At 71.9% G+C, this 19,526-nt stretch carries 17 protein-coding genes and 1 pseudogene; 9 read left to right on the forward strand and 9 right to left on the reverse strand.

Features of this window, described 5'->3' with window-relative positions; translation table 11 throughout:
* Positions 1-70 precede the first annotated feature (70 nt).
* A pseudogene (locus ACFW47_RS11500) lies at positions 71-418 on the reverse strand (YbjQ family protein); the annotation flags it as partial.
* A gap of 132 nt (positions 419-550) precedes the next feature.
* Here ACFW47_RS11500 and ACFW47_RS11505 point away from each other — a divergent pair.
* Positions 551-1,405: a DedA family protein gene (locus ACFW47_RS11505; RefSeq protein WP_386305616.1), complete on the forward strand. Its 855-nt coding sequence runs from the start codon at positions 551-553 to the stop codon at positions 1,403-1,405.
* Positions 1,406-1,445: 40 nt separating this feature from the next.
* Here ACFW47_RS11505 and ACFW47_RS11510 read toward each other — a convergent pair whose 3' ends face one another.
* Positions 1,446-3,152, reverse strand: a complete 1,707-nt coding sequence (locus ACFW47_RS11510; protein WP_386279499.1) for a threonine/serine exporter family protein — start codon at positions 3,150-3,152, stop codon at positions 1,446-1,448.
* 126 nt (positions 3,153-3,278) lie between these two features.
* Complete coding sequence (locus ACFW47_RS11515) at positions 3,279-3,770, reverse strand: inorganic diphosphatase (protein ID WP_007452023.1); 492 nt, start codon at positions 3,768-3,770, stop codon at positions 3,279-3,281.
* Positions 3,771-3,894: 124 nt separating this feature from the next.
* Here ACFW47_RS11515 and dacB point away from each other — a divergent pair, with 124 nt between their 5' ends.
* From dacB to folE, 6 genes are all read left to right on the forward strand, one after another.
* Positions 3,895-5,454 carry a D-alanyl-D-alanine carboxypeptidase/D-alanyl-D-alanine-endopeptidase gene (gene dacB, locus ACFW47_RS11520; RefSeq protein ID WP_386305618.1) on the forward strand — a complete coding sequence of 520 codons (1,560 nt, stop codon included), beginning with the start codon at positions 3,895-3,897 and terminating at the stop codon, positions 5,452-5,454.
* 155 nt (positions 5,455-5,609) lie between these two features.
* On the forward strand, positions 5,610-6,737 hold the full coding sequence (locus tag ACFW47_RS11525; RefSeq protein ID WP_386279494.1) for a zinc-dependent metalloprotease: 1,128 nt from the start codon (positions 5,610-5,612) through the stop codon (positions 6,735-6,737).
* A gap of 192 nt (positions 6,738-6,929) precedes the next feature.
* Entirely contained in the window at positions 6,930-7,976 is a 1,047-nt protein-coding gene (gene tilS / locus ACFW47_RS11530; protein ID WP_386305620.1) for a tRNA lysidine(34) synthetase TilS, read from the forward strand.
* A gap of 96 nt (positions 7,977-8,072) precedes the next feature.
* On the forward strand, positions 8,073-8,612 hold the full coding sequence (gene hpt / locus ACFW47_RS11535; protein ID WP_229831030.1) for a hypoxanthine phosphoribosyltransferase: 540 nt from the start codon (positions 8,073-8,075) through the stop codon (positions 8,610-8,612).
* A gap of 196 nt (positions 8,613-8,808) precedes the next feature.
* Entirely contained in the window at positions 8,809-10,848 is a 2,040-nt protein-coding gene (gene ftsH / locus ACFW47_RS11540) for an ATP-dependent zinc metalloprotease FtsH (protein WP_386280285.1), read from the forward strand.
* A gap of 122 nt (positions 10,849-10,970) precedes the next feature.
* Positions 10,971-11,576: a GTP cyclohydrolase I FolE gene (gene folE, locus ACFW47_RS11545; protein ID WP_386288364.1), complete on the forward strand. Its 606-nt coding sequence runs from the start codon at positions 10,971-10,973 to the stop codon at positions 11,574-11,576.
* 61 nt (positions 11,577-11,637) lie between these two features.
* Here folE and ACFW47_RS11550 read toward each other — a convergent pair whose 3' ends face one another.
* From ACFW47_RS11550 to ACFW47_RS11575, 6 genes are all read right to left on the reverse strand, one after another.
* Positions 11,638-12,126 carry a DUF3180 domain-containing protein gene (locus ACFW47_RS11550; RefSeq protein ID WP_386288365.1) on the reverse strand — a complete coding sequence of 163 codons (489 nt, stop codon included), beginning with the start codon at positions 12,124-12,126 and terminating at the stop codon, positions 11,638-11,640.
* A gap of 104 nt (positions 12,127-12,230) precedes the next feature.
* A complete protein-coding gene (gene folK / locus ACFW47_RS11555) occupies positions 12,231-12,842 on the reverse strand; it encodes a 2-amino-4-hydroxy-6-hydroxymethyldihydropteridine diphosphokinase (protein WP_386288366.1) in 612 nt (203 codons plus the stop codon).
* A complete protein-coding gene (gene folB / locus ACFW47_RS11560) occupies positions 12,839-13,198 on the reverse strand; it encodes a dihydroneopterin aldolase (RefSeq protein WP_386288368.1) in 360 nt (119 codons plus the stop codon). The genes folK and folB overlap by 4 nt, the downstream gene beginning before the upstream one ends.
* A 228-nt stretch (positions 13,199-13,426) precedes the next feature.
* Complete coding sequence (locus ACFW47_RS11565; protein WP_386305622.1) at positions 13,427-13,960, reverse strand: nuclear transport factor 2 family protein; 534 nt, start codon at positions 13,958-13,960, stop codon at positions 13,427-13,429.
* On the reverse strand, positions 13,957-14,820 hold the full coding sequence (gene folP / locus ACFW47_RS11570; protein ID WP_386305623.1) for a dihydropteroate synthase: 864 nt from the start codon (positions 14,818-14,820) through the stop codon (positions 13,957-13,959). The genes ACFW47_RS11565 and folP overlap by 4 nt, the downstream gene beginning before the upstream one ends.
* Positions 14,821-15,100: 280 nt before the next feature.
* Positions 15,101-16,906 carry a phosphatidylglycerol lysyltransferase domain-containing protein gene (locus tag ACFW47_RS11575; RefSeq protein ID WP_386305625.1) on the reverse strand — a complete coding sequence of 602 codons (1,806 nt, stop codon included), beginning with the start codon at positions 16,904-16,906 and terminating at the stop codon, positions 15,101-15,103.
* A gap of 171 nt (positions 16,907-17,077) precedes the next feature.
* On the opposite strand from ACFW47_RS11575, the gene ACFW47_RS11580 reads away from it, so the two are divergent.
* Together ACFW47_RS11580 and ACFW47_RS11585 are read left to right on the forward strand one after the other, a co-directional pair.
* Positions 17,078-18,217 carry an alpha/beta hydrolase gene (locus ACFW47_RS11580; protein ID WP_386288375.1) on the forward strand — a complete coding sequence of 380 codons (1,140 nt, stop codon included), beginning with the start codon at positions 17,078-17,080 and terminating at the stop codon, positions 18,215-18,217.
* 113 nt (positions 18,218-18,330) lie between these two features.
* Complete coding sequence (locus tag ACFW47_RS11585; protein ID WP_386305627.1) at positions 18,331-19,524, forward strand: hypothetical protein; 1,194 nt, start codon at positions 18,331-18,333, stop codon at positions 19,522-19,524.
* The last annotated feature ends 2 nt before the right edge of the window (positions 19,525-19,526 follow it).

Raw genomic sequence — 19,526 nt, forward strand, 5'->3', positions numbered from 1 at the left:
GCCGCCCCCCCCCCTTCCCGATCCCGCCACCCGCGTCTCCTCCTCGCGCCCCCCCCCGGCCCCCCCCCCCCACCGCCGTCCCGTACGCGCACACCTCGGTGCCCACGTCCGCCGCCTCCGTCACGTCGAAGCGGAACGCCAGCACGGCGTTGGCCCCCCGCGCGCGTGCCTGCTCGACCAGCCGTTCCATCGCCTGGTTCCGGGTCTCCACCAGCGTCTTCGTGAGCCCGCGCAGCTCACCGCCGATCATCGACTTCAGCCCGGCGCCGATCTGGCTCCCCAGGTGCCGGGAGCGCACGGTCAGCCCGAAGACCTCCCCGAGCACCTCCTGCACCCGGTGGCCCGGCAAGTCGTTCGTGGTCACGACGAGCACCTCGGGTTGAGGGCCCTGTCCGCCGCCGTATTCTTCAATACCCATGGTTCTCAGGTTTCCCCGGGCAAGGTCACAGTGCACCCCGGGGAAGCCCTTGGAACCTGGAACCCGACGGCTGCGTTGTACGTTTGGGCAGCCAGGTCCCGCCCGCCCCCCAGCAGCAGGAGCCACAATCCCGTGACCACGCTTGCGCTCGGCCCCGAGTGGCTGAGCCCGGACTACCTGATCGAGACCTTCGCTCTGCCGGGCATCCTGCTCATCGTCTTCGCCGAGTCCGGACTCTTCGCGTTCCTGCCCGGCGACTCGCTGCTGTTCACCGCGGGCCTGTTCGTCGCCCAGGGCGAGTACATCAGCCAGCCGCTGTGGCTGGTGTGCACCCTGATCGTGCTGGCCGCCGTCATCGGCGACCAAGTGGGCTACATGATCGGCAAGTTCCTCGGCCCCAAGCTCTTCAACCGCCCCAACTCCAAGCTCTTCAAACAGGAGAACCTGGACAAGGCGCACGAGTTCATGGAGAAGTACGGCCCCAAGGCGATCGTCCTGGCCCGCTTCGTGCCGATCGTGCGCACCTTCGCCCCCATCGTGGCGGGCGCCGGCCGCATGCAGTACCGCACCTTCCTCACGTACAACGTCATCGGCGGCGTCGCCTGGGGCTCGGGCGTCACCCTCGCGGGCTACTGGCTCGGCCAGATCGAGTTCATCCGCACCAACGTCGAGCCGATCCTCGTCCTGATCGTCGTCGTCTCGGTCGTCCCCATCGCCGTCGAGTACCTGCGCGAGCGCAAGAAGAAGAAGCAGGCCGCGGCGGCCCCCCAGCCCGCGGCGCCCCAGGGCTGGCAGCCGCAGCAGCCCCAGCCCGCGTATCCGGTGATGGACGACACCACGACCCAGCTCCGCAGGGTGGACCCGTACCAGCAGCCCCAGCAGTACCAGCAGCCGCCCCAGCAGTACCAGGAGCCGTACGCCCAGCAGTACCCGCAGCAGCCGTACGACCAGCAGGGCGGCCAGTACCCCTACAACCAGGGCCGCTGAGTCCCACCGGCGGCGCGGGGGCTGTGCGGGCGCCCCGGCGCTAGAACCCCCGCGTCCGCTTCGCCGCCCGGCGTCCCGCCGCACTCGCCGCGCCGGGCACCCGCAGGAACAACCGCGAGATCTCCCCACCGAGGTTCACCCCGATGGCGATGGCCATGGCGAGGGCCACCGCCGTCGACAGGTACACCAGCCCCCGGTCGACCTCGCTCTGCGCGATCGCCAGCAGCCCGAAGTACGTCGCGGAACCGGGCAGCAGCGGCCCGATCGCCGCGGTCGTGTACGGCAGCGCCGACGCGAACCGGTACCGGGACATCAGCTGCCCGAACAGACCCACCAGCCCCGCCGCGGCGGCCGTGGAGGCCACCGGCGAGATGTCGCCGACGTAGTGCATGGCGCCGTACACGACCCAGGCGACGCCCCCGTTCAGGGTCACCGCCAGCACGGTGGATCGTTCCTGCTGGAGCAGGATCGCGAAGGCCAGCGACAGCATCATGGACGCGCCGATCTGCACGACCGGCTGGTCGCCCGTGCCCAGCTGGGCGTCGGGATTGAGATTGGCGCCCAGCTGGACGCCGAAGTACAGCACCACCAGCACCCCGGCGACGATGCTGACGAAGAAGTACATGACCTCCAGCAGGCGCGCCGCGGCCGTGATGTAGAAGCCGGTCAGGCCGTCCTGCACCCCGGCGACCAGCGCCCGCCCGGGCAGCAGCGCGAAGAGGCCACCGGTGATGACCGCCGACGCCTTCACGTCGACGTGGATCAGCGTGAGCACGATCCCCATCGCGGCCGGCGGCATCGCGGCCACCGCGAACTGGTAGAACTCCGGCAGCCCCCGCCCGGCGCACAGCCAGGCCAGCCGGTCGCCGAGCATCGAGCCCAGCATGGCGGCGACGAACACGGTCAGGCCGCCGCCGACAAGCACCGACGCCGAGCCCGCGAGCAGGCCGCTGGCCGCCGTCAGCACCCAGGTGGGGTACGGGTGGCGGTTGCGGCGGATCTCCGCGAGGCGTCGGTAGGCTTCCTCGAGGGAGATCTGCGTGTCCGGGTCGCTGAGATCGTCCACCAGGTGGAACACGGCCGCGAGCCGCGTGTAGTCGGTGCCGCGACGGCGCACCGTCCGCGACGCCGTCACCGGGTCCTCCACCAAGGACGGCTGGTGGGAGATCGACAGCAGGGTGAAGGTGACGTTCGGCTCGCAGCGGTCCAGGCCGTAGGAGCGGCAGACGGCGAACATCGCCGCCTCCACGTCCTCGGCGCCCTCACCGCCCGCCAGCAGCAGCTCCCCGATGCGCAGCGTCAGGTCGAGCACGCGCGGCACCGCGGGGCCGGTCTCGTCGTCGTGCTTCTGCGACGGCTCGGGCGCGGGCCGGTCGGCCACCGGCATCCGCAGCATCGCGCGCATCCGGTCCTGCCAGGGCACGTCCGTCAGGTTCACCGCCGGGAAGCCGCTCGCCGGGGTGAAGGCGGCCGGCGACCACGCGTGGTACGTGCTCGGCATGCTGAACGCCGAGCCCTCGGTCTCCGCGGGCGTTCCCGCCGGCGCGTCCAGCCCCTCGGGCAGCGCGAACTCGGAGGTCGTCTCGGACTCCGTGACGGCGTGCCGGGGGGCCGCCAGTCCCTGCGGGAGCTCGAACTCGGACGTCGTCGACGACTCGCCGTCGACCGACGCGCCGACGCCGCTGGGCGGCCGGAAGGCACTGCGCGCCTCGTCCGACTGCGGCTTGCGGTCCTCCGCCTCCGTCACCTGCGAAACGCTCCCTGGGCCCTCGTACGACACACCCTCCTGTAGCCCTCAGTATGCGCACCCAAACGTGAACGGGCCGCACGCGTGCGCGTGCGGCCCGTTACGGAAGGGATTCAGGAGGCGTGCTCAGTGGCCGCCCTGGTCCTTGAAACGCTTGTAGGACCGCTCGATCTCGGCCTCGGCGTCGGTGCGGCCCACCCAGTCGGCGCCCTCGACGGACTTGCCGGGCTCCAGGTCCTTGTAGACCTCGAAGAAGTGCTGGATCTCCAGGCGGTCGAACTCCGAGACGTGGTGGATGTCACGCAGGTGCTCCACACGCGGGTCGGTCGACGGGACGCACAGCAGCTTGTCGTCGCCGCCGGCCTCGTCCGTCATCCGGAACATGCCGATCGCGCGGCAGCGGATCAGGCAGCCCGGGAACGTCGGCTCGTCCAGGATGACCAGCGCGTCCAGCGGGTCGCCGTCCTCGCCGAGGGTGTTCTCGACGAAGCCGTAGTCGGTCGGGTAGGCGGTCGAGGTGAACAGGCGGCGGTCCAGGCGGATACGACCGGTCTCGTGGTCCACCTCGTACTTGTTCCGCGAACCCTTCGGGATCTCGATCGTGACGTCGAACTCCACCGGACGCTCCTCCATGATCAGCACATAGTTCTGGTGGTTAAGTGTCCCTCACGCAGGTGTGTGATCGCGAAAGGGGCTGGTGGTAGTGCCAGAGCTGAGGCCTTGGCGGGCCGCGGGACCGCGTGTGGCGCGGGCCGCGCGTGCCGTCCGACCGCGTCTCGCACGCGCCGCGCGGGCCGCGAAACCGCGGGTCGCACGGTTCGCACGGGCCACGGCGCCGCAGCTCACCCGGATCACGAGGCCGAAGACCTGGCAGTACACCGCCGGTGCCGCCACCGCCGGGCTGGCACTGGCCGCCGGTGTGGTGACCGCCGCCGGCCCCTGGGACTCCACGGGTCAGCGTACGGCCGAGCGGGACCGGGCCGTCGCCCTGGAGCGCACGGGTGGCGCAGATCACGGCGGCGGAGCGGACGGCTCCGGTGCGACGTCCGGCTCGCCCCGCCCCGCGCCCAGCGCCCCGTCCGTCCTCACGGGGCTCGGCGGCACCTCGGGCGGAGTGCCGCGGGGCGCCGAGGCCGTGCCCGGCGGCACGCCCCTGCCCGACGTCCTCGGACCGCTGATGGAGGACCCGGCGCTCGGCGGCAGCCGAGGGGCGGCCATAGTGGACCTCACCACCGGCAAGCACCTGTACGGCCGCGGCGCGGACACGGCGCTCACCCCCGCCTCCACCACCAAGATCGCCACCGCCGTCGCCGCGCTCACCGCCCTCGGCCCCGAACACCGCCTGACCACCCGCACCGCCCTGGAGGCCGACACCGGCGAACTGGTCCTCGTCGGCGGCGGCGACCCCACCCTCACCGCGCGGAAGGACGCCCGGGGCCTGGCGAGCCTGCGCACCCTCGCCGAGAAGACCGCCGCCGCCCTGAAGAAGCGCGACGTGCGCGAGGTGACGCTGTCGTACGACACGACGCTCTACGCCGGCACGGAAATGCACCCGATCGGAGTCAACGAGAACCTCGCCCGCGTCACCGCCCTGATGGCCGACGAGGCCCGCACCGACGACTCCACCAGCGGGCCCGCCCCGCGCGTGCCCGACCCGGCCGACGCCGCCGCCCGCGCCTTCGCCGGATTCCTCGAGCGGCACGGCATCACCGCCTCGGCCCCCGGCCCCTCCAAGGCCACCGACCGCGCGGACACCCTCGCCACCGTCTCCTCGCCCCAGCTGTCGGCGCTGGTCGAGCGGATGCTGACCAACAGCGACAACGACATCGCCGAGGCCCTGGCCCGCCACACCGCCGTGGCGAGCGGCGAGAGCGCCGACTTCGACGGGGTCTCGGCGGCGATCACGGCCCGCCTGGAACAACTGGGCCTGCCCGTGGGCGGCGCCCGCTTCCACGACGGCAGCGGCCTGGACCGCACCGACCGCATCACCGCCGGCCTCCTCACCGCCCTGCTCGCCGAGGCCGCCGACCCGTCCCGCCCCGAGCTGCGCCCGGTCCTCACCGGCCTGCCCGTCGCCGGCTTCACGGGCACCCTGAGCGGCCGTTACACGGACGGCGCGGCCGGCGTCGTACGCGCCAAGACCGGCACCCTGACGGGCGTCAACACCCTCGCCGGCACGGTCGTCACCCCCGACGGCCGACTCCTGGGCTTCGCCTTCCTGGCCTCGGACACGACGAACGCGTGGGAGGCCCAGGCGGCCCTGGACCGACTTACGACGGCCCTGGCGTCCGGAGCGCCGTAGCCGCGGGCCGCCGCCCCGCCCGGCGGCACCCCGTCAGCGCGGGGGCGCGCACCCACCCCTCGGCCCGCACCGGTGCCGCCCTCACCCAGCACCCGTCCCACCCCGCCGCCCGCCACAGCCTGCCCCCAGCGGCAGCGCTCACGTACGGTTGAGGAATGACGAGCATCGGCGCATCCTCCGGCATGGTCGACTGGAACCTCGCGGTGGCGACCGCGACCCGGCTCGTACGGCCGGGCCCCGAGGTGAGCCGCGACGAGGCCAGGGCCGTCGTCGCGGAACTCCGCCGCCACGCCAAGGCCTCGGAGGAGCACGTCCGCGGCTTCACCCGCCTGGCCACCGAGGAGGCCCACGACACCCCCGTCCTCGTCGTCGACCGCCCTGGGTGGGTCCGGGCGAACGTCGCCGGGTTCCGGGAGATCCTCAAGCCGCTGCTGGAGAAGATGGAGGAGCGGCGCGGCGGCGGCGCGGGCAACGCGGTGCTCGGCGCCGTCGGCGGCAAGGTCACCGGCGTGGAGCTGGGCATGCTGCTGTCGTTCCTGTCCTCGCGGGTCCTCGGCCAGTACGAGACCTTCGCCCCGGCCACCCGCGAGCTGCCCGCGGGGGCCAACGGCGGCGGCCGGCTCCTCCTCGTCGCGCCGAACATCGTGCACGTGGAGCGCGAACTCGACGTCGACCCGCACGACTTCCGCCTGTGGGTGTGCCTGCACGAGGAGACGCACCGCACGCAGTTCACCGCGGTGCCCTGGCTGCGCGACCACCTGGAGGGCGAAATCCAGTCGTTCCTCTCGGAGACCGACGTCGACCCCATGACCGTGCTGGAGCGGGTCCGCGAGGCCGCCCAGACCCTCGCCGGGGGACGCCCCGAGGGCGAGGAGGACGACGGCGGCCGGTCGCTGGTGGAGCTGGTGCAGACCCCGGCCCAGCGGGAGGTCCTCGGCCGGCTCACCGCCGTGATGTCGCTCCTGGAGGGGCACGCCGACTTCGTGATGGACGGCGTCGGCCCGGCGATCGTGCCGAGCGTCGGGGAAATCCGCGAGAAGTTCCAGCAGCGCCGCGCCAAGGGTGCCTCGCGCCTCGACCTGGCGCTGCGCAAGCTGCTCGGCCTGGACGCCAAGCTCCGCCAGTACCGGGACGGCGAACGCTTCGTCCGGGCCGTCGTCGAGGAGTGCGGCATGGACGGCTTCAACCGCGTCTGGACCTCGCCCAACACCCTCCCCACCAAGGCGGAGATCTCCAAACCGGCGGACTGGATCGCGCGGGTGCACCGCAAGCCGGAGTCGTGAGCCCCGGCGGTCGGGCGTGAACGAATCCGGCCGACGGCAGTCGAACGCCCCTCCAATCACCCGTCCGAGGGACCGTGGGCTCTCGACAGGCGTGCGATGCTCGGGGAACGGCCCGTTTCTGTCACCATCTACACACTCTGCGTGACCGAACCTCGGGCTCACCCCCCGACAACTTCATGAAGGGCACCGGACATGGGTCCCCATCCTGCGGTCGCGGCGATACGCCTGGCGGTCCGCCGCGTCCTCCACGACATCCTCACCGAACTGAACACCACGGCCGGCGTACCCGCCGCGACGGCCGTCGAGCGCGTGCCCGAGCGTCCGCCGTCGCCGCTCGTGCTCGTGGCCTGCTCCGGCGGCGCCGACTCCATGGCGCTCGCCTCCGCCCTCGCCTTCGAGGCCCCCCGCCTCGGCGTCCGCGCCGGTGGCGTCACCGTCGACCACGGCCTGCAGAGCGGCTCCGACCTGCGCGCCGAAGAGGTCGTCCTGCGCCTGCGCGAACTCGGCCTGGACCCCGTCGAGGCCACCGCCGTGACCGTCGGCCGCGCGGGCGGGCCCGAAGCCGCCGCCCGCGACGCCCGCTACGCCGCCCTGGACGCCGCCGCCGCCCGCCACGGGGCCGCCGCCGTCCTGCTCGGCCACACCCGCGACGACCAGGCCGAGACCGTCCTGCTGGGCCTCGCCCGCGGCTCCGGCATCCGCTCCCTGTCGGGCATGGCCGCGGTCTCGGGGGCCGGCGGCCGTTACCGGCGGCCCTTCCTCCAGGTCGACCGGCAGACCGCCCGCAAGGCCTGCATGGTCCAGTCCCTGCCCGTCTGGGACGACCCGCACAACGCCGACCCCGCCTACACCCGCTCCCGGCTGCGTCACGAGGGCCTGCCCGCCCTGGAGAAGGCGCTCGGCAAGGGCGTCGTCGAAGCCCTCGCCCGGACGGCCCAGCTCTCCCGGGACGACGCCGACGCCCTCGACACCTGGGCCCGCCAGGCCGAGGCCGGCGTCCGCGACGCCTCCGGCGTCCTGGAGTGCGCCAAGCTCTACGCCCTGCCGCCCGCCGTACGCCGCCGGATCCTGCGCCGCGCCGCCATCGACGCCGGTGCTCCGGCGGGCGCCCTGTTCGCCCGCCACATCGAGGAAGTCGACCGGCTGATCACCGGCTGGCGCGGTCAGGGAGCCATCAACCTCCCCGGGAAAGTCGTCGCCCGGCGGCAGGGTGGCAGACTGGTGATTCGGCAAGGCTGAATCCGGACCCTCCCACCGATCCCGTACACGGATCGCCGGGGTGCTCCGGAGTGGCCGGTGGGACGACCGAAAGTGATGCGGGTGGACGCGAACGACATGGGTGCCGACCTCGAGAAGGTACTCATCACCAAGGAAGAGATCGACGCGAAGCTGGCCGAGCTGGCCGCGAAGATCGACGCGGAGTACGCGGGCAAGGACCTGCTCATCGTCGGCGTGCTCAAGGGCGCCGTGATGGTCATGGCCGACCTCGCGCGCACGCTGTCCACCCCCGTCACGATGGACTGGATGGCGGTGTCCTCGTACGGCGCGGGCACCCAGTCCTCCGGTGTGGTGCGGATCCTCAAGGACCTCGACACCGACATCAAGGGCAAGCACGTCCTGATCGTCGAGGACATCATCGACTCCGGCCTGACCCTGTCCTGGCTGATCTCCAACCTCGGCTCGCGCGAGCCCGCCTCGCTGAAGGTGTGCACGCTGCTGCGCAAGCCCGACGCCGCGAAGGTCGCCATCGACGTGGAGTGGGTCGGTTTCGACATCCCCAACGAGTTCGTCGTGGGCTACGGCCTCGACTACGCCGAGAAGTACCGCAACCTGCCGTTCGTCGGTACGCTCGCGCCCCACGTCTACGGCGGCTGACACGGCCCTGTAGCGCGTTCCGAGGCGTTTCGGGGGGCGTGCCGGGAACCCCGGAGGCCCCCGCGCCGTTGGAGCATGCAGACGGGACGTCAGCGGTCCCGTGCGGCTGAGGGCCGCCCCGCTGGGGTACCGTCAGAAGAACTGTCTTATCAAACTCACTATGGCAGGAGGGACGGGGCGCCACCGCTCCGTGTGGATGGACGTGAAGCGATACTTCCGTGGGCCAATCATGTGGATCGTGCTGGCCGTCCTTGCCGTGGTCGTGTTGATGCAGGTCGTCGGCTCGTCCGGCGGCTACAAGACGGTGGACACGGGCCAGGTTGTCCAGGCGATCAACGACAACAGGGTCGAGTCGGCCAAGCTGACCACCGGCGACGAGCAGAAGATCCAGGTTCAGCTCAAGGACGGCCAGAAGGTCGAGGGCAGCTCGAAGATCCAGGCGAGCTACATCGGCAACCAGGGTGAGACGCTCGCCGGCACCCTGCAGAACAAGTACCAGGACAAGCAGATCCCCGACGGCTACACGGTCTCGCCGTCGAAGCAGAACCCGTTCGTCGGGATCCTGCTCTCTCTGCTGCCGTTCGTCCTGATCGTGGTCGTCTTCCTGTTCCTGATGAATCAGATGCAGGGCGGCGGCTCCCGGGTCATGAACTTCGGCAAGTCCAAGGCCAAGCTCATCACCAAGGACACCCCCAAGACGACGTTCTCGGACGTCGCCGGATCCGACGAGGCCGTCGAGGAGCTCCACGAGATCAAGGAGTTCCTGCAGGAGCCGGCCAAGTTCCAGGCCGTCGGCGCCAAGATCCCCAAGGGCGTGCTGCTGTACGGCCCGCCCGGCACCGGCAAGACCCTGCTCGCGCGCGCCGTCGCGGGCGAGGCCGGCGTGCCGTTCTACTCGATCTCCGGTTCCGACTTCGTCGAGATGTTCGTCGGTGTCGGCGCCTCCCGGGTCCGTGACCTGTTCGAGCAGGCCAAGGCGAACGCCCCGGCGATCGTCTTCGTCGACGAGATCGACGCGGTCGGCCGCCACCGCGGCGCCGGCCTCGGCGGTGGTCACGACGAGCGCGAGCAGACCCTGAACCAGCTGCTCGTCGAGATGGACGGCTTCGACGTCAAGGGCGGCGTGATCCTCATCGCCGCGACGAACCGGCCCGACATCCTCGACCCGGCGCTGCTGCGCCCCGGCCGTTTCGACCGGCAGATCGCCGTCGACCGCCCGGACATGCAGGGCCGGCTGGAGATCCTCAAGGTCCACCAGAAGGGCAAGCCGGTCGCCCCGGACGTCGACCTGTCGGCCGTCGCCCGCCGTACGCCCGGCATGACCGGTGCCGATCTGGCCAACGTGCTGAACGAGGCCGCTCTGCTGACGGCCCGCAGCGACCAGAAGCTGATCGACAACCACATGCTGGACGAGGCGATCGACCGTGTGGTCGCGGGCCCGCAGAAGCGGACCCGGATCATGTCGGACAAGGAGAAGAAGATCACCGCGTACCACGAGGGCGGTCACGCCCTGGTCGCGGCGGCCTCACCGAACTCCGATCCGGTCCACAAGATCACCATCCTGTCCAGAGGCCGGGCCCTGGGCTACACGATGGTGCTCCCGGACGAGGACAAGTACTCGACCACGCGCAACGAGATGCTCGACCAGCTCGCCTACATGCTGGGCGGCCGCGCGGCCGAGGAACTGGTCTTCCACGACCCGACGACCGGTGCCGCCAACGACATCGAGAAGGCCACCGGCCTGGCCCGCGCGATGGTCACGCAGTACGGCATGACCGAGCGCCTCGGTGCGATCAAGTTCGGCGGCGACAACACCGAGCCGTTCCTCGGGCGTGAGATGGCCCACCAGCGCGACTACTCGGAAGAGGTCGCCGCGCTGGTCGACGAGGAGGTCAAGAAGCTCATCGAGACGGCGCACAACGAGGCTTGGGAGATCCTGGTCGAGAACCGCGACGTCCTCGACAACCTCGTCCTCGCGCTGCTGGAGAAGGAGACGCTGGGCAAGGAGGAGATCGCCGAGATCTTCTCGCAGATCGTCAAGCGCCCGTCCCGGCCCGCCTGGACCGGCTCCTCGCGCCGTACGCCGTCGACCCGTCCGCCGGTGCTCTCCCCCAAGGAGCTCGCCCTGACGAACGGAGCCAACGGAGCCACGGCGGCGATCTCCACCGCCAAGAGCACCACGGCCGAGCCCGCCCCGGCACCGGAGCGGGCCCCGGAGGACCGTCCGGAGAGCTGATCCGGCCCTCCCGGCGGCCCCATCAGGCCCGGAATGTATGCCGCGCCCCCCAGGTTCTAGCCTTGGGGGGCGCGGCATTCCCGTATGCCGACGGCAGTACAGGACCAGGAACGAGGCACCAGATGACCGACCCCGTGACGCTGGACGGCGAGGGCCAGATCGGCGAGTTCGACGAGAAGCGGGCCGAGAACGCCGTACGCGAACTGCTGATCGCGGTCGGCGAGGACCCGGACCGCGAGGGGCTGAGGGAGACGCCGGCGCGGGTGGCGCGGGCGTACAAGGAGATATTCGCGGGTCTGTGGCAGCAGCCCGACGACGTGCTGACGACGACGTTCGACCTCGGGCACGACGAGATGGTGCTGGTGAAGGACATCGAGGTGTTCAGTACCTGCGAACACCATCTCGTCCCGTTCCGCGGGGTGGCGCACGTCGGCTACATCCCGTCGACGAACGGCAAGATCACCGGCCTGTCCAAGCTGGCCCGCCTGGTGGACGTCTACGCCCGCCGCCCCCAGGTACAGGAACGTCTCACCACGCAGATCGCCGACTCCCTGATGGAGATCCTGGAGCCGCGCGGCGTGATCGTCGTCGTGGAGTGCGAGCACATGTGCATGTCGATGCGCGGCATCCGCAAGCCCGGCGCGAAGACCCTCACGTCGGCGGTGCGCGGGCAGCTGCGCGACGTGGCGACGCGCAACGAGGCGATGAGCCTGATCATGGCCCGCTGACGCCGAGCGGACCCACCGGGCGGTCCGCCGGGTCCGACGTCGGGGGCGGGAGCGTCGGGCGTCAGGCCGCCGTGGCCGCGCCAGGGTGGTCGTCGTCCTCGTCCTCCGGGAGGCGGCAGACGCGCTCCAGGAAGAGGGCGGCCGCTATGACGGCGATGCCCGCCACCACCGAGAGACCGGCGTAGACGGCCTGGTCGCGGCGGGCCGGGACGTCCAGATACTCCAGCAGGAAGACCCCCGTGCCGCCGTACATCCCCGCGACCAGGGCGGCCACCAGAGCGCTGGCCTGCCCGAAGACGACGGCGCGGGCCGCCATCATCGGGTCGACGCCCTTGGCGCCCGGCACGCGCTCCCGCTGGGCCTTCAGGCGGGCGCGCAGCGAGAGCGCGGTGGCGAGCAGGATCACCGCGATCAGGGCGAGAACGATGGGGGCGGCCAGGGGAACGCTCGGGAGGCTCCCGATCGAGTTCCACAGGCGGGCGCCCGCCCAGGACAGGATGCCGGCGACGAAGAAGACGCCGACCAGCACCCTGATGCGCAACTCTTTCACGGTGTTCCGTGTCCCTTCGGTTCCCCGGTGCCGGCCTTCGGCGTGGCCGTCGGCCTCGTCGGCCGCACGTCGTCCTGACCCGTCGGCCTTGTCGACCTTAACGACTACTCGGGCAGCCGGAGTTCCAGGTCGGTGCGGGGCGCGACGCCCTCCCGGGTGACGGCGTCCAGGAGATCGGCGACCGGGCCGTGTCCCGGCAGCTGGGCGTCGGGGTCCACGTCGTGCCAGGGGGCGAGGACGAAGGCGCGTTCGTGGGCGCGCGGGTGGGGGAGCGTGAGCTGCGGGTCGTCGGAGACGACGTCCGCGTAGGCGACGATGTCGACGTCGAGGGTGCGCGGGCCCCAGCGCTCGTCGCGGACCCGGTGGAAGGCCTCCTCGACCGCGTGCGCCCGCTCCAGCAGGGAGGACGGGGGCAGGGTGGTCTTGAGGATCACGACCGCGTTGAAGTACGAGGGCTGGCTGTCCGGGGCGACGCCCCAGGGCTCCGTCTCGTACACCGGCGAGACCCCTTTGACGCGCACGCCGGGGGTGTCCTCCAGGGCGTCGATCGCCCCCTGGAGGGTCTCCAGGCGGTTGCCGAGGTTGGCGCCCAGGGCGACCACGGCGCGCTTGGGGTTGGACAGCGTGGTGTCGGCCGCGTCGACCTGCTCGATGACGGAGGCGGGCACCGGCTGTACGGTCGGGTCGCTGGGACCCTTGGTGAAGGGGGCGCTCATACACGGCTCCGGGTGATGGTGACGGTCACGTCGTCGAAGGGGACGGTGATCGGTGCGTCCGGTTTGTGAACGCAGACCTCGACCTCCTCGACCCCTTCGTGCTTCAGACAGACCTGGGCGATGCGCTCGGCGAGCGTCTCGACGAGGTTGACGGGCTCGCCCTCGACGACGGCCACGACCTCCTCGGCCACGACGCCGTAGTGCACGGTCTTCGCCAGGTCGTCGTCGGCCGCGGCCGGCCGGGTGTCCAGGCCAAGGACGATGTCCACGAGGAAGGTCTGGCCGTCCTCGCGCTCCTTGGGGAACACACCGTGGTGCCCGCGGGCCTTCAGGCCGCGCAGCGCGACACGATCCACGCGAATCACTCCTGCAGTCGTCGGTCTCGGCCGGCGCGCACCACGTGCGGGCGGTACCGCGGCCTCAGTCGAATCTACCCGCGGGCACCGACAGCGCCGGGACACGGGGTGTGTGGGGGAGGGCGGACACCGGGAGGTTTCATCCCGCGTTTGCCCTGGCGGCCCCGGTGGATCACGGGTTGGTAGCCGCCCATACCCCGTGGTCCGTGATTCCAACCACTTCTTGGCTCAGGGTTCACCCGGACCGGTCAGGGGCGGGCTCCCGGGACCCTCGTCCTCGTCCTCGGTCCCGGTCTCGGCGAGCACCGGAGAGGCGTGGTGCGACCAGAGCTTCCAGCCGGCGGGCGTGCGCCGGTACGTGTTGGTGGCGACCACGAGCTGGCCGACGAGCGGGCCGAGCTCGTCGCCGCCCTCGGGGGCGGGGCCGCCGCTGAGGATGTTCTCGGTGCAGGTCACCAGGGCGGTGTCGCCGGTCACGGAGACGTGCACGTCGGTGAGGAAGAACTGGATGTAGTCGGTGTTCGCCATGATCAGGGCGTAGGAGCGCAGGACCTCGCCGCGGCCGGTGAGGACCGGCCAGCCGGGGTGCACGCAGGAGACCACGCCGGCGTCGGCCGGGTCGTGGTACGACTCGTCGACGCCCAGGTCGGACGGGGTGAGCCAGAACTCGGAGACCTTCTCGAAGTCGCCCTGCTCGAGTGCCTCGTAGAAGGCGGTGTTGGCCGCCTCGACCTGCTCGACGTCTACGTGCGGGGCGTTCACCGGGCTCCCTCGACGGCGCGGGCGACGCGTACGGCGTCGGCGGTGGCGCGGACCTCGTGCACGCGTACGGCCCACGCGCCGGCGTGCGCGGCGAGGGCGGAGACGGCGGCGGTGGCCGCGTCGCGCTCCCGCGCGGGGGGCGGGGCGGCGTCGGGGCCGGCCAGGACCCGGCCCAGGAAGCGCTTGCGGGAGGCGGCGACCAGGAGGGGGTGGCCGAGGGCGTGGAGGCGGTCGAGGTGGGCGAGGAGGACGAGGTCGTGCTCGGCGTCCTTGGAGAAGCCGAGGCCGGGGTCGACGACGACGCGGTCGGGGGCGACGCCGCCGTCGAGGACGGCCTCCACGCGGGCGCGCAGCTCGTCGACGACCTCGGTGACGACGTCGGCGTAGGTGCCGCGGACGTTGCCGTCCTCCAGGAGGCCTCGCCAGTGCATGACGACGAAGGGGGCGCCGGCGTCGGCGACGACCGGGATCATGCGGGGGTCGGCGAGACCGCCGCTGACGTCGTTGACCAGGGCGGCGCCGGCGGCGAGTGCCTGGTCGGCGACGGAGGCGCGCATGGTGTCGACGGAGACCGTGACGCCCTCGGAGGCCAGTCCGCGCACCACCGGGACGACGCGGCGGAGCTCTTCGTCCTCGTCGACGCGGGTGGCGCCCGGGCGGGTGGACTCGCCGCCGACGTCCACGAGGTCGGCGCCTTCGGCCACCAGGTCGAGGCCGTGCTTGATGGCGGCCGTGGTGTCGAAGAAGCGACCGCCGTCGGAGAAGGAGTCGGGGGTCACGTTGACGACTCCCATGACCGCGCAGCGGTCCCATGCGGTCAGTCCCGCGAGGTGGCGGCGGCGGGCGGTCTGCTTGCTCATGTGTTCAGCGTAGGCCTCCGGCGGTGGGGCGGGGTGCCTGCGGGTGCTTCCGGCGGTGGTGCCGGTGGGTGCCTGCGGCGGCCTGTGCGGGTTCGGTGGGGGTGCGGGTGGCGCGGTGCGTGGTGTTGTTGGCCGGGGCCGCGCCGGGGGCCGTCCTCGGAACGGCGCGGAGCCGGTCACTTGAACAGGTGCGGGGCATTGACGCGCCAACCTCCGCGGGCGGACCTCCGCGGTACCCCCACGCCGGGTGACCTGTGGACCCGGGCCGCGGAGCGCACCGCTACGCCGCCCGCGCCCCCCGCTCCGAAACCCCGTGCGGGCACGGTCGTCGTGTCGGCGTGCCCCGGCGCAGGAACCGCGGCAGGGTCAGCGTGACGAATCCCTCGGCCTGCATCGCGGCGAAGCCGATGCGGGGGAGGTCCGCCGAGGCACGGTAGACGACGAACCGCGGTTCCCAGCGGGGGCGGAACTTGGCGTTGAACTTGTACAGGGACTCGATCTGGAACCAGCGGGAGAGGAACACCAGCAGACCTCGCCAGGCACGGAGCACCGGGCCCGCGCCGATCTTCTCGCCCCGTGCGAGCGCCGCGCGGAACATCGCGAAGTTCAGGGACACGCGGGCGATGCCCAGCTTCGGGGCGGCCTGGAGGGCGGCCACGATGAGGAGCTCGTTCATGCCGGGGTCGGCGGCGCGGTCGCGGCGCATCAGGTCGAGGGAGACGCCGTCCGGGCCCCACGGCACGAAGTGCAGGATCGCCTTGAGGTCGCCGAACTCGCCCGGTCCGCCGTCCTGCTGGTGGGCCGTCGCTATCAGGCAGTCGCCGTCGGAAGGATCGCCGATGCGGCCGAGGGCCATGGAGAAGCCGCGCTCGGTGTCCGTGCCGCGCCAGGCGTCCGCGGCGCGGCGGACGCGGTCCAGTTCGGCGTCGGAAAGGTCAGCCACGCGTCGTACGCGGGTCTCGTAACCGGCGCGCTCGATGCGCTTGACCATCTGACGTACATTGCGCATCGCGCGGCCGGTGAGGGAGAAATTTGCCACGTCCACCACCGCCTCGTCACCGAGTTCGAGGGCGTCGAGTCCGGTCTCGCGGGTCCAGACCTCGCCGCCGGTCTCGGAGCAGCCCATGACGGCCGGGGTCCAGGAGTGGGCGCGGGCCTCGTCCATGAAGCGTTCGATGGCGCCCGGCCACGCCTCCACGTCGCCGATCGGGTCGCCGCTGGCCAGCATCACGCCGGAGACGACGCGGTAGGTGACGGCCGCCTTGCCGCTGGGGGAGAAGACGACCGCCTTGTCGCGGCGCAGCGCGAAGTGGCCGAGGGAGTCGCGGCCGCCGTGCCGGTCGAGGAGGGCGCGCAGGCGGGTCTCGTCGTCCTCGGTGAGGCGGGCCGCGGGGTGCTCGGGGCGGAAGGCCAGGTAGACGGTGGTGACGGCGGTCAGCAGGCCGAGGGCGCCCAGGGAGAAGGCCACGGTCCAGGAGGTGTTGCCCCAATAGTCGACCGGGCCCTCGATGCCGAACAGGCCGTACAGGACGTGGGTGATGCGGTCGGCGAGGCTCGGGTCGCCGACCATGCGGTGCGGGTGGGCGTTGACGACGAGCAGGCCGAGGACGACGGACCCGGCGGACATGAGGACGAGGTTGGCCAGTGCCCGCCAGCGGCTGCGGGGGTCGGGGAGGGCCGCGAACTGGTCGCGGTGGCGCAGGAGGGGCGCGAGCAGGGCGAGGGAGACGAGTACGCCGAGGAGGGAGTGGCGGTAGGTGAACTGGGCGACGGCGCCGAGGGGAAGCAGGGCGACGGCCGCTCGCCAGGCCCGGCGCTTGCGGCGCTTGAGGCCGTGGGCGAGCAGGAGGAGCAGGACGCCGGCGCTGAGGGACAGGGCCGCGGCGAAGGGTCCGAAGGAGCCGGGGAGGACCTCGGCGAGGGCGTGCACGCGGCTGTGCCGGAAGCGCGGGAAGACTCCGGCGGCGATGTCCAGCAGACCCACGAGTGCGCAGGCGCGGCCGACGAGGAGGGGGACGTTCTCCGGGCGGGGGCCGCGCAGTATTCGTCGTAGACCGGTGGACTCGGCCGGAACCCCACCCGACATTTCCTCATCTGTCCTGACAGACATCGCACCTGTGGTTCTGCGAGAGATCGTGGATCCGGGCCCGTTTCGGGCATCCGGCGACATTGCGCCCTCTAGGACGGTGTCTCGGGTGGAGAGGTTCACTCCGCCTGTCGGAAAGCCCCACGGGAAAGCGCAGGCAGGTAGCAACGCATGGGTCTCACGAGCGACAAGATGCTGGCGCTGGCGGTGGTGTCCGGCGTGCTGCTGTTCGCCGGCACGGTGTGGCTGTGGCCGCGGCTGGGCCGGCGGAGCGTAGGGGCCGTGCTGGGGCGGGTGGGGTTGCTGTTGGGCACCCAGGTGGCGGTGTTCGCGGCGGTGGGGCTGGCCGCCAACCAGGCCTTCGGGTTCTACGGGAGCTGGGCCGACCTGTTCGGACGAGTGGACGGCCAGGGCGTGGTCGTGGATCACTCGGCGGGTGGCCGAGGCCCGTTGCGGGTCGTGGGGGAACGGCGGGTGTCACCGGCGGGCGGGGGGCGCCCGGAGGTTGCCGGACGGGTGCAGGAGATACGGGTCGTCGGCCGTACGACGCGGATCGCGTCCCCCGCGTACGTGTATCTGCCGCCCGAGTACTTCCAGGCGCGGCACCGTGCGCGTACCTTTCCCGCCGCCGTCGTACTGACCGGTTATCCGGGGACCGCCTCGGCGCTGGTGGACAAGCTCCGTTATCCGCGTACGGCGTTCGACCTGGCCGAGGCGGGACGGATGCGGCCGATGATTCTGGTGATGCTGCGACCCACCGTGGCGCCGCCGCGCGACACCGAGTGCGTGGACGTGCCGGGCGGTCCGCAGACGGAGTCCTTCTTCGCCAAGGACCTTCCCGAGGCCGTGAGCGCGCACTATCGCGTCGCCAAAGGGCGGGGGAGCTGGGGGGTCGTCGGCAACTCGACCGGGGGTTACTGCGCTCTGAAGCTCGCCATGCATCACCCCGAGGTGTTCGGAGCGGGGGCCGGGCTGTCCGCCTACTACGACGCGCCCAGTGATCCCACCACGGGCGACCTCTTCCAAGGGGACCGGGGGGCGAGGAACCGGGCCAGCCTGTGGTGGTGCATCAAGAACCGCCCGGCGCCGGACACTTCATTGCTCGTGAGCAGTAGCCGGTCCGGTGAGACGAACTACAACGACACGGTGAAGTTCATCGATCTGGTGAAGGAACGGAAGCCGACGCGGATCTCGTCGATCATCCTGGAAAGCGGCGGGCACAACTTCAATACCTGGCGGCGTGAGATTCCCGCGACGCTGGAGTGGCTGAGCGGGCGGATCGGTGAGCGGTCAGGAAATGATCTTGAGTAATTCGGTCGTCGGCGGCCTTGTGGAATCCCGGTGGCGTGTGAACACCTCGGAGATGGCTGTGTTTTTGCGGGGCGGGGCGCCAAGATTCGCCTACGCGCGGTAAGTTTCTGGCCATGCCACGTGGACGTCACCGCCATTCCCCGCCCCTGCACAGGCTGCTTCCGCCGTCGGCGATCGCAGGCGTCTCCGTCGTCTGTGCCCTCGGTCCCTGGGTGTTCAGCGAAGCGATGGTCCTGCGCGCTCTGGCCGCGGCCGCCGCGGTGACGGCCGTCGCCGGCGCGGTCGTCATGCGGCACTGGGACGCCCAGGCGGGCAAGCGGGTCGCCGACCTCACGCGCGCGCGGGCGAGCGACGAGTGGCGCTACGAGGAGCGGGTCGCCGAACTGGAGTCCGACCTGGAGGAGTCGCGCGAACTGCGCCAGAAGCTGGAGCACCGGCTGCGGGCCAAGCGCACCGAACTGGCGGGACTGCGCAACGAGCACGCCTCGCTGCTGCGGCGTTACGCCACCGCCGAGACCGAGCGGGCCAGCGCGCTGGAGGGCCGCCGGCTGCTGGAGATAGAGGCCGTGCCGCAGGCACCCGCGCTGCCGGCCGCCCGCCCGGCACCGGACGAGGCCCCGGTGGCCGAGGAGGCGGCGGTCGAGGACACGGCGGCCGACGAGGCCGGCGGAGAGGTTCCCGCCGTCTTCTCTCCCGAGGGCTCCCGGTTGTTCCTGCGGGCGAACGCGGCACTGGCCCGTTTCGCCGGGGACGCGCCCGCCGGCGACCGCGACTCCGGTGACGGCGACTCCGGTGACGGCGGAGGCGATGACGGCGACGGTGGCGGGGAGCGCGCGGAGGCGGACGGGACCGCGCGGGAGGACGAGGCGCAGGGGCAGCCCGAGGCGGCCGACGGACACGAGCGCACCGCCGCCGCCTCCCCCACGGCCCAGCCCGACGAGCGGCCCGCGCAGCCCGGCGCGCCCACCGGACAGGCCACCGGTCACTACACGGTGCCGGCCGCGGTGGCGGTCGTACCCTCGGCCCCGGCGCGGCGCCCCGTGGTCGAGGGCGGCTTCGACTTCTTCGGTACCAAGAGCGACCAGGACGGCACGTCGTCGTCGCCCGAGGCCCTGGAGACCGTCCAGAACGAGGACCTCGCCGACGTGGTCGGCCAGGAGGCCCTCGCCCTGCACAAGGCGGAGAAGGAGGCGGGCTTCAAGACGGCCGGCGAGGAGTCCCGGGGCGTGGGCCAGGTGATCGACCTGACCGCCCACGACGAGACGGAGCAGATCGACGTGCAGGGGCTGCGCAGCGCCGTGTCCTGACC

Source organism: Streptomyces sp. NPDC058796, assembly GCF_042745235.1.
GTDB lineage: Bacteria > Actinomycetota > Actinomycetes > Streptomycetales > Streptomycetaceae > Streptomyces.